The 11,187-nt window shown below is 56.5% G+C and carries 3 protein-coding genes; all 3 read right to left on the bottom strand.

Translation table 11 applies throughout. From position 1 onward, the window contains the following. Positions 1-16 precede the first annotated feature (16 nt). The 3 genes from ACP7A4_RS19520 to ACP7A4_RS19510 all read right to left on the bottom strand — a co-directional run bounded on the left by ACP7A4_RS19520 (position 17) and on the right by ACP7A4_RS19510 (position 10,903). Positions 17-547, bottom strand: coding sequence for a hypothetical protein (locus ACP7A4_RS19520; protein ID WP_426247988.1), 531 nt, complete (start codon positions 545-547; stop codon positions 17-19). 102 nt (positions 548-649) lie between these two features. Further along, positions 650-2,446 carry a Hint domain-containing protein gene (locus tag ACP7A4_RS19515; RefSeq protein ID WP_059762318.1) on the bottom strand — a complete coding sequence of 599 codons (1,797 nt, stop codon included), beginning with the start codon at positions 2,444-2,446 and terminating at the stop codon, positions 650-652. Positions 2,447-2,530: 84 nt separating this feature from the next. Then, a complete protein-coding gene (locus ACP7A4_RS19510) occupies positions 2,531-10,903 on the bottom strand; it encodes a neuraminidase-like domain-containing protein (RefSeq protein WP_426247987.1) in 8,373 nt (2,790 codons plus the stop codon). Positions 10,904-11,187 lie beyond the last annotated feature (284 nt).

Here is an 11,187-nt window from a genome sequence, read left to right as displayed (position 1 = left end):
TGTGCCGCGAGCGGGGTTATTGGCTAATCAGTTCGCCCCACCTATTAAGGCCGGGGCGTTGCGGGTCGCTAGCCGGGCACGTTTCATGCGGTAACTTGGCTTTTTTGGCCACTACGCAACCGCAATCAGCGCAGATTTTGTCGTTTAGACTCACTAGCGCATAGGCAGCCTTTTCGGGGTGGGTCATCAGCTTCGGGCAGGCAGTACAAGACGCCAGACGTGCGGCGTAGACCTCGTCAGTGACTGTTTGGAAACCCGATTTTGTCCAGGCCCAGAATGACTTTGATGCTTTGCTCACGAGTTCGAGGGTTGAGTGTTCTGGCGCTGAGGTCTGTTGTGGCGCAATGGCGATGGCCTTGGGCTGAGGGGGATTGTTTAGCAGAAAGTGAAGCATGGGCGGCGTTTCACGGCACACAAACAGATTGCGGGCATATTCGGGGTCTTGCAGAGCGCCGACCAAGACAGCTTCCGGGGCCGGGGCGCCGAGGCGCAACTCGCGGCCCAGACGCGCGCAGTCTTCGCTAAGTGAATGGGGTTGCTGGATCATCATGGCCTCACTGGCCATCGCGCTGGATGGCTCAAGGTTGAACAGTTCAAAATGCCGGTTTTGGGCGCAGCCGCGTCAGGCGGCTGCACCCAAGGGGTTGCTTTACGCGACGGTCAGTGAAGTTTTGCTCGCGCTCGGGTCGAGCGATGCACCATCCGCAGCGCGCACATTGACGACCGCGATGTCATAAGTGCCCGCTGCCAGATCAACGGACAGCACCACCTGCGCCGGATTGCCTGGGGCGAGCACCGCCGCGGTGGCGTGGGTGGCCGGTGTAATGCGGTAGTTTTTCAGGTTGGTCGCACTAAAAGCGCTCAGAGGGGCACTGAAGGTGAGAGTGAGATGCTGGCAGTCCTCGTCATAGCTGGCTGATGCAACCTTGAGGCTTCCCATCACCGGTCCACCGGCACAAGGCGGCAGTTCATCGCCGCTGACTGCTGCATTCATTACGCTGAGCAAACAAGTGAGCGATGCGCTTTCGTCACCTGCGTCGCCCTTGGCGATCAACGCCCTGAAAACTTCGCCCAATTGCTCGTTGGCCTTGAGTGTGGTGTCAGCCCATGCGGAGCCACCCTTGAGTACATTGCGCGAGAGTTCGCCCATGCCGACATACAACGCGCGGCCGCGGGTTAGATCGCCGTCTGGGTTGGCCACCAGGTTTGCCACGCCGAATGAGATCGCGGTGCATATCGCTGCATCATAGAGCGACCCAAGGCGTAATAACTCACCGCCGATCACGACGGTTTTCTGACCAAAGTTAGTGAACGCGAAGATATTGGCTCGCGTGCTGGTCCAGTCCAGGTAGCACCGTACATCCGGGTAAAAAGAGGAGAACAGCTGCGAGTAATACGCGGTCATGTCCTTGTTAGTGCTGTCAGACAGGGCGCGTTTAGGAATGTCGGGATCGAGAAGTTGTGCTTCCTGTTGTGGGGTGAACAGCATGGCGGCATCGTTGGGGACTGTGGTTGCCGACTCGGCGTGTGCAGCGAAGTTAAGACTGCTGGCAGCCGCGGTGGCGGTGATGGCGCTGGCTGAGCGGGCGCTGAAGACCGAAGCATGGGCCGCAGGGTACAAGGCTTTATAAGCGGGGGTTCCTACAACCGGGTCCGTAGCGGGCACCAGGTTGGGCTTCATCTTGTCCGTGTCCTGAAAGAGTTGCAGCAGGTAGTCGCCCGAGATAATGCCGTTGACGTTGATCAGGTGATTATCCAGGCTGCCGGTGAAGTCCTCGTATGAGGGAACATCCGTGGCAATGTGGTGTACGGCACCAGTGAAATTGCCACTGTCTACGCGGTGAATGGCCACGTCTGAACCGCTCTCGTTGACCAGTTGGTCGACGCCGGGCACCAGTTGATCGGCGCGCTTGAGTTTGCCGCTGCCACTCAGTAAGAACAGTTGATTGGGCGAGGCAACCACGGATTTACCGTCGTCATAAGTGATCAGGAACATCAGGTTCCCGGTGCCGGTCGCGCTGGGCGGTGAGCCAGAGCTGAAGTGGACGATCTGCTCTGACCAGGACCAGCCGTTATTGTTTTTGGCTGCGGCCAGAACGGGATCGCCAATGTTGATGTCACCGATAGCCCGCATACCGGAGGGGATTGCGACCGGTGTCTTGGCTGAGAAACAGGAACAACAGCAATAGCAGATCTTCCACTGGAAACCTTGTGCGTAGCAGTCATCATTGCTCAGTGGCAGGTAGTTACCGCTGCGGTCCAGGCACTGTCCGGTCTGAACCGGGTACAGGTTGTCTTTGGGATTGCAATTGGGAATGGGTTTGCCTTCCCAGTCGGTGCAGTTACAGATGGCATGGAAACCGGAGGTTTGTTGGAATCCGTCGCAATGGTTTGAATTGCACAGGATGCGCTCGGACGGGGCGAGACGGTCGACACAGCTTGTCATGTTGAATTTCCTCTCTGGAAACGTCTTGCGGCCCCGGTGCCGCCGAGTTAGCCGGGTGTTGCGGCCTATCTGCCGCTGTCCTGACTAATTACCCAGCACGTCGGCGCTGTACGACAGGATGATTTCGAGATTGAGAAAGCCCTGCGGGTTAAGTTTTTTGTCTTTGATGAGAATCTGCGGGTCCGGCACGTTGGCCAGCGTGACGTGCAGCAGCCACGGCACCAGAAAATCGGCGTCGGTCAGCCCCAAGGTGGCCGTTCCCGCAGGCGGAACTGGCGCGATGCCATTGGCTCCAAACACCAGCTCATAACGGTTACTGCCAATGACTAGCGCGATAAAGCTGGGGCCACTCAGTGTGACGCCTGCTGCTGTGGTGAGCCTGATAGCTGCCGTATTGGCCGTCATCGACTTGAAATACGGGAACATGGTGCGGGTCAGCCCAAGGCTTAGCGTCTGGGTAACGGGTGGTCCTTGAGGCGCCATGAATGTCTGCCAGTCACTGGCAAACATCTGTCGGGCATTAAGATAGAGCTTGCTGGCGAACTGGACGTTGTACTTGCGCAGCAAGTCGTTGACTTTATTTTTGCCGACACCGTCGAGCGCCGTGTATTTCAACTCGATGATCACGTCGCTCAGTTGGTCAAGATTGATGCGGTTATTTTCAGGCGGAATAGAGAGTGTCCAGTCGCTAACGGCGCCTGTGCCCTCAAAGGGCATGTAACGTTCCGCCGTAAAGTTAAGCTCGAACATCCCGTTGTCATTCATGGCACGTGAGATCGCGATGCTTTGAGAGGCCAGCCATCCGACTCGCAGTTGTGACGCGTCGGGCTGTTTGGGCGGTGATGTACCGACAGGGTGCTCAACGGCAAGCAAGTATTCGACCACCGCAGGATCGCTGCTGATGGCCACCTGATTCTTGGTCTGGGTCAGGGTTGCATTGAGGTTCTGGTAGGGACCGGCGACGGCGGGGATCGAGATCGCGACCGAGGCGATTTGGCGCGCGTAATGCCCCGGAAAATCGAAATCGAACATCGTCTCGGTGAGGCTGAACGTAGCCTCCTTGCCCTGGCGCAGGTTGAGGATCTGCTCTGGATCGAGTTGCAACAGAGAAATTGTTTTGCTGATTTCCAGGCGCCGTACATTTCCGGCCATGTAGGCTTGCTTGAGCTGTTGCAGCGAAAATTGCAACGCCTCGCCAGCCAGCAGGCCTTTCTTGAGGCTGTCCCAATAGCCCAGGTTAATAAAAGTGTCGTTTTGCGTAGTCACGTACTGGTAAGCAATCTCAGCCGCTTTAGCCGCATCAACCGCCATGCGATAAGCCTGAAAGTAGACCCCCGCCAGTCGGCCAGCCATCCATTGATAGAGATCGGTGCTGGTAAAGCGGCTGCGCAGAAAAGTGCCGACGGTATTGGCTTGCTCGATGGACTTTTTGTGGGTGATCAGGTCCTGGCGCGCCATGGTGATTTGTACATGGGTCGCCTCGATCTGCTGTTGCAAGATATCGGCTTCCTGGGTGTTCAGATTGGCTTGGTGCAGCCATTCGTCACTGCGCCGCTGTTGTTCGCCCGTCGTTGCCGTCAGTTGTGCGGCCAGTTGCAGTGATTGCGAAACGGCACTGCTGATCTCGGCACCGGTTGCGATGGCATCGCCCCATTTCATCCCGCCATCGGCCAGTCCGAAGATCGAAGGCGACAGGTAGCCGGCGATTGAAATCCCGCGAATGGGCACGGTCAGTGACTGAAACAGTATCGCTTCGGCCAGGCAAACCCGGCTTGCAACCTCTTGCGACGACAACCCGGATGCATCCAGCCCGGTGAAATAGGATGTCTCCTGCTGCGCCCTTTGCTGAGACTTCACCAACGCGTCCAGAGTCGATTGAAGCTGCTCGATCTGCTTTTCCTTGATTGAGGTGCTCAGGTCAAGGATTGCCAGTTCCTGCGTCTGCCGCAGGGCCTCGAGCTGTTCGGCATCGTTGCGCTCAAGGGCTGATTGCAACGCGCTGCCCAATTGCATGACCACAGAGGTGAGTTGCTGAGCTTGTTCGAACAGCAGGCCAAAGCGGTACTGTGAGCTGATGGATTGACCCCCGGATGCCAGCACGCCAAGCATGCCGCTCCCCGAAGCCGCCAGTTTAACCAGTGCCATTGGGTCGATGGGCGGGTCGAACAGGGTGAGCGGCACTGCAACGCCATCAATGTTAAGTCCGTTGCGAATCTTGTCGAGGCGGTCCGTTACTCGATCCCAATAGGTGGTTAACATCGCGTTTTCTGGCACACAGAAATAGGCGTCGAGTGCGTTGAAGGCGTCCCCTGTTGCTCGCACGGCGGGCAAAGTATCGAGCTCAGGTGACAACCAGTTCTCCAGATCAAGGAGAAATTGCGGAATATTGCCGTTTGCGTAGTGCGCTTTGATCTCATTGAACGACATCGGTGTGACGGCAGGGCACGGGCCCAGGTTCACCGGTTTGTCGCCGAGGATGCTATTGGCGTACATGTACAGCAACGTGGCGCTGTTGATTGACTCCCAGGTGTACTGGGAGAACTGCATGTCTCCCCAGGCAATGAGATTGTCGATGTACTTCATTACGATCGCTTTCTCATAGGCGCCTATGCGCAGTCGTGCGATGGCGTGCGGGTCAAAGGGATCGTTGTTATAGGTCGCGATTTGAGCCGTATCGGTCAAGATCGCCTTGAGCGATTGCAGTGTGTGGTTACGAAAAGGGCGGAACTGCCAGAAATGGCTGGCAGGTTGAGCCAGTTGGAAGTTCCCCAGCACATTAGCGACTTCGCGCAGCATCAGCGCACGTAACGAGGAGTCCTGGATGTCGACGAACAGGGTCCTCAGGTCGGCGTTCGGCGTGAATGCTGCGGTGACACGAGCACAGCCAGGTGTCACTTCTTTCAGAAACCCCAGTGTCAGGAGGCCGGTGTAAGCCGCTTGTGCATGGGCCGGATCGATGTCGGTGCTGGCCAACTCGCCTGGCCCGACGAATTGCTCCTGCGCCGTAGGGTTGAGAATGTATTCCAGCCAGCGTTTGGCATCGGCGTATTGCTGGTCTAAGGCCAGCGCATCCGCGACCAGCATGGGGGCGTGGAAAAACAGCTCCCAGTAGTACTCGCCATAAGGGCCATTGAAGTCAATCTGCGCTCCATCATATTGAGCCGGTGGCGTGACCGCGCTCAGTGGCGATAAACGATCGAACGGTACTTTTGGAATGACCGGTGCATTCTGGGTCTCAAGCGCCAGTAACTCTTCGACACCACCGACGAACATACGCGCCGCCAGTTCACGTGCGCTGGCGCGAGCACTGATACGCGCAACGTCGAAACCCAGCGCATGCGTATCGATTTGGTAGGTCGAATGGTAGAAGCGCAGCAGTACCGCACGTACCTCCTCGGTCAGGGCCGTCTTCTTGGGTTCAGGCATGTCGGTAAACAGGAACGACAGGCTGCTCGACGCTGTGAAGCTCACAGCCAACATCCCTTGCGTATCGATAATGTGATTGGCAATCAGGGCCGCAAACACCGTTTGCGAGGTGGCTGCATCAATTGTGTTCGAGACGAATGAGGTGAGCTGGACCAGTTTAGGCAGTGTTAACAGTACAGCGCGTACCTGCGCGGTCATTTGATCTTTCAGGGGTTGCGAGGCACCGGAAAACAGAAAGTCGAGCGGTGTCTGTTCGTTAAAGCTGGCCGTGACCAGGCCGTTGGTGTCGATGATGTTATTGGCCTTCAGATCAGTGAAAGCCTGCTGCGACGCGCTGGTGTTGATGTCGTTAGAGACGAAGGAAGAGGGCGTCACGACATGCCTGATTTTGTTGCCTGCATAGCGCAATTTGGTGAGCGACGGCAAGTTCAGCAAAATATGCCGCACTTGGGTAATCATGGTCGCCTTGGCATTGGGTTGGGCCCCGGCGAAGAGGAACGAAAGATCAGAGTCTGCAGTGAAATTGGCCGATAGCCAGCCATAAGTGCCGCTCACATTCTCTATGACGTGATTGCTGGCCAGGTCTGCGTAAATTTGGCTGTAGGCTTTTTGATTGGGATCGACAGGTGCAAAGTAGACGTCATACACAATTGGCGAGGAGCGCATAGCCGCGACTTCGGTACTGGCGGACAGCGGCGCATAGTCTGCACCTTGTGGGGTCAGTAAGTAGCTCTCGTCGCCGGTGTCGAGCATGAAGCTGCCTGGCTGGTTCTTTACCGAGACCAAGCGCGCAGTGGGTACGGGTAACGTCGCGAACAGCGTGGGGTCGCCCATCATTAAGAACAGGCTCTTGCGTATGTCGAAGGTCAGCCGGTCCTTGACGTCAGCCGGTGCCCCGGCGAACAGGAACGACAAGTCAGTGGCTGGTCCAAACCTCGGTGAGACCAGGCCATTGGCGTCGACCACATAGTTGGCCTGAAGGTCGACAAAGCATTGACGCGAGGCTTGCGCAGTGATTGTGCTGGAGATGAACGATTGCTCTGTCACGGTACTGACCATGCGCGCCGTACTGTAGGGCGGCGTAAAATCGGTCAAGTAGTTAGCCTGGTAGGCGCTGGCGGTGGCTACCAGTTTGAGCGTTCCGAAGTTGGTGTCGATTTCCGGTTTAAACAACGGTGGTGCGCTCTCGCCCGACTCTTTCTCCAGCACGATGACTTCGTTGGGGCGTGCCAGAAAGGAGGGATTCAAGTCGCGGTCCAGCAGCGCGGTGTTCATCATGGGCAGGTGACCCAGCACGCTGGATTTAAAAAACTGATTGTAGGTGGCGGCAATGTCAAACACGGTTTGTTTGAAACTGAGCTGGCTGGATGTGTCGTTGATCAAGGGGGCGGGCACGGCGGGCAACTGGAGTGCAGTCGCCGTCAGGCCTTTGTCGAGAAAAGGGCCATACATCACGCACAGCTTGTCGTTCTGGCCTGTGTTGCCCGGCACGATATTCACCGCGACTTTGTTCCAGAAGATATCTGTCATGTGGAACAGTTCAGGTGCAGAGGCCAGCGGCCCAAGGGCACCTTGCTGATCCGATTCACTCGGCATGAAGTAGACCACTTCGTCGCTGATCAACGCCTGAGGCTGAATCCAGGAGCTATCAAACCGTGTGAACGAGTATTTGATGCTGGCGCTATAGGCGACACCCCGTTGCCCGCTGGCGCCGTCGCTGGTTGCAGGTCTTGAGGTTTTGAGTTCTACCCAGAACAGGAACAGATGATTGAAGACATAGACAGGGGTGACCAGGGCTGCCGGTATGGTGATGTCTATCGGCTTCCATTCTGACCACACCTGGGTGTCATAACTGATGTAGGAGTAGTTATAGGGTTCGGTGGCCGTGCGGGCAAACAAAAATGTGGTATCGATGGCGCCTCGTTGGGGATCGTGCACCGTTCCTTGATAGGCATCCACGTAAACCAGTTGAGCCAGCTTGCACAGGTTATCGAGGTACTCACGGTAGGTCGCGTCGACGCTTTGATCGGTAATGGCATTTTGCTGAAGCTGATTGCGCAGGTCGGTAAACAGGCGGGTCTGAGACTGGCGCAGGGTAGGATCGATATAGTTTTCCGGGTACAGAAAGATCTGCCGATTGGCCTCCCACATCCGGTAATTCATCATCCACGCCCACCAGGCTTGGGGAATGTCCAGTTCGTCGACGCCATTTTCCAGCCGCAAGCGGCAGCGTTGCAGGTAGAGCAGGGCGGCGTTGAGTGCTTCGCGGATATATGAGATCTGGCGTACCCCACTGACTTCGACGTCGATCAGCAGATATTCGGAGAGTTCGCGCAAAGAGTTGAGGTCGGCAAGCCTTGAAAGCACAAAGGGGGCAAGGAACCCACGCATCTGCTCGGCGACTGCACCGTCGAGGTGCAGGGCAATGTCGCACCATTGTGTATCCGGGATCACGCCCTTGATCTTGGCCAGCACCAGGTCTGCCTGCTGTGTGTAATCAGCCCAGGACGCAGTGGAGCTGGTGGTGACGCTGAGCATATGCTGCATGAAATGGCTGTCGGCGCCGAGTTGGTGTAACAGGTCGAATTGACGTTGCAGCTCAGCCACTGCCGCCGTGCGATTCTTCGTTGCAACACTTGGGAGTAAAGCCTCTAGCTGAACGCAGTCCCACTGCGTCACCTGTGAGAGTTGGATGATGCAATCGTCAGGCGATGCGCTACTCGCCGTGAGTTCTACATAGTGAATCAGGCCGCTGTTGACGTCCTGAAAGGTGTCCATTTGCTGCACGAAAGTGGACAGTGTAATCACGTCTGCAAACACGAGCGCAGTGAGCGAGGAGTCGGTCATGCCAAACGCCGTCGCGTTGGCAGGGCTGGCGCTCAAACTATTGAGGAGTGCTTGCGGGGCATCGAGCGCATTGGCGATGACTAGCCATCGTGAGAGGCCGTCCAGCACACCGGAAACATAGGGGCTGGGGCCTGATGTCTGGTCGGCGCACGCAATGAAGGCATCTTGCCAGGTGGTGGAGGGCGCAGGCAGGGGTATTTTGTTGATCACCAGCTTAATCAGTGTTGCGAGCATGTCGGTTGCGATGCCGAAAAACGTGGCCAACAGACTCTCCAGTTTTTCGTGTCGAGCTGTCAGTGGCCCTAACCCCTGGGTGGATTGCCCTACTAAATCCAGCCATTCGCCAACTGAGCTGATGCGGTACAGAGGATTGACAAAGGGGCTGACCGTTGCTCCGGTTTGCCCGTTCAGGAAGTAGTCGATCTGATAGACATTGGTCCCTGAGTGTTCAAGCCAGGCACGTTGTACCAGCAGATTACGCAGCTCAACAGCCGACAGAGAAGGCTTGCTCCATTGCCCCAGGGCCATGAACAGCATGTGCTGGTCTGCTGGCAGCCCAGTCACACGCAACAACACGGCATGGCGGTAGAGCGTCGACAGGTTGTCAATGGAGAGAGGCACTGTGGTGGAGCCGGGAAAAAGCATCCCCGCCAAGCGGTGCAGGGTATCGGCAGATACGCCCAGTGCACCGCACAGACGTGCAGACAGAACGAGATCATCGGTAGCTACCCCCGCGACTGTCCACGATACAACCTGTGAGGTAAACAGCGGATTGAGTGCGTTTGGGGCGGGCCTGTAGGGTGTTTTTTGGCCTAATACGCGGGGATCGTTAAACAACTCATCGAACGGTACGCTCGACACACTGTCGTTGCCAGCGCCATAGGTCTTCACGGGCCCGAGCAAGTTGCAGAGCGCCACTAGATCGAGCTGGCACATGTCGGCGAGCTCAATCATCTCGGCCAGCAGTGTCAGCGTAGCGCTGCTTATCTGCGGCGTGCTTCCCGCGCTGGCAACGCGCAGTGCCCAGTCGAGCAGGGCGTAATCCCAACTAAGATGCATGGCCAAGCGCACGAACCGACTGATCCTGTCGAGCGCATCGGGGTTTAAGTTTGCAATGCTCGCGGGGGTCCCGGTTTTATCGTCGCCCGCAACAAAATAAAGTGTTTTACCGTCCAGGCCACTGTTAATGAAGAAGTTCGCCGCGACGCCCTTTTCTAGCTCGGCGTCGCTGAGGTTCTGCGTTAAAAGGTGCTGTAAGTCAGTGGGCGACATGCCTGTGGAGGCCAGTAGAGTGGTTACGTCCGACAGCGTGCCGAGAGCAGATTGCGCAACGCCATAGGATGCCGATAGTTGCGCAGCGTCATCTGCGAGCGAATGCGTGAGGAATGTGTAAGCCGTACCCGAAAGATTAAGTCGGGCGCAGCCTACGTCTATAGCGCTAGCACCAAATGCGCCGTAGAGGTCGGCGACGGTCATATTGATTTGCGCGAGGCTGACGCGGATTTTCACCATTGGCAGGTGCAACGCGAGTGTGAACGGGTACGTGAGTGTCGAAATCACCTCAAACAGGTCTTGATCGGCAGTAAGGTTCAGCACATCGCGTGCTTTTTTGCCCAGTCTCTCGTTGACGATGTTCAACAGTGGAAAGGTGGTGTTGGTATTGGCACATGTGAGGGGGATCTGCCCCAGATCATCGCGTCGGGCATCCAGTTTCAGGTGATCCGGGATCGTGTTGGGGGCGGTGACATAGGTGTCAATGATGCGCAGCAAATCGACGAGATAAGCTGCGGCGCCGAAGATAGACTGGCACTCCTCGCAGGCGTAGTAGTCCACGGGGCCGAAGAACTCGGCATAGCTGGGCAACAGCTCGAATTGTTCAGCGATGTCACCGCCAATATTGGTGATGGAGAGTGCCTTGTAGTGCGGTGATCGTACGATGGACTTTACGTTTGACCAGGCATGTAGCACCGTTGAGCGTATTTGTGTTGCACGGGCATGCACTTGGCGTGCTGTGTCTTTACCGCCTGCCAGATGGGGGGTCATCAAGCGCACGAAGTGCGAAGGCGCCATGTCGGCAATCTGCACTGCGCTATGGAAGTTCTTGGCGATCAGGGCATCCGCTACCCGGTGATCAGAATGAAGCTTAAGCAGGCGCGACCGCGCATCCATACTGGTCGTCAGCATTTCTTAACATCCTTGTAAGAATTCGCGGGAGGTTGCGTCAGCGTTTATTGCATCTGCTGGGACTATCACCTGTATCAGGTGCCTCTTCAGATAGGCCCGTGACTTGTATGGGTATAGCTCACTGCCAGCATTGCAAAAACTTTTTGGACTGGCGGCCACACTGTACTTCTGGCTGGCAAGCGCTTGAGTTTTGACGGGGTGGAAAATGCACGTTGCAAAGAACTGTTTTGGTTGAACACGTTGATGTTTGCGATGAGCTGAGTCAGGCATGATTTAAATAATGA

It is taken from the genome of Pseudomonas sp. TWR3-1-1 (genome assembly GCF_049896545.1).
GTDB classification, from domain to species: domain Bacteria; phylum Pseudomonadota; class Gammaproteobacteria; order Pseudomonadales; family Pseudomonadaceae; genus Aquipseudomonas; species Aquipseudomonas weihenstephanensis.
This window is presented reverse-complemented; position numbering and strand designations above follow the sequence as displayed.

Coding starts and splice junctions, on each gene's coding strand:
- ACP7A4_RS19510 (WP_426247987.1), bottom strand. CDS start 10,903: ATGCTGACGACCAGTATGGATGCGCGGTCGCGCCTGCTTAAGCTTCAT.
- ACP7A4_RS19515 (WP_059762318.1), bottom strand. CDS start 2,446: ATGACAAGCTGTGTCGACCGTCTCGCCCCGTCCGAGCGCATCCTGTGC.
- ACP7A4_RS19520 (WP_426247988.1), bottom strand. CDS start 547: ATGATCCAGCAACCCCATTCACTTAGCGAAGACTGCGCGCGTCTGGGC.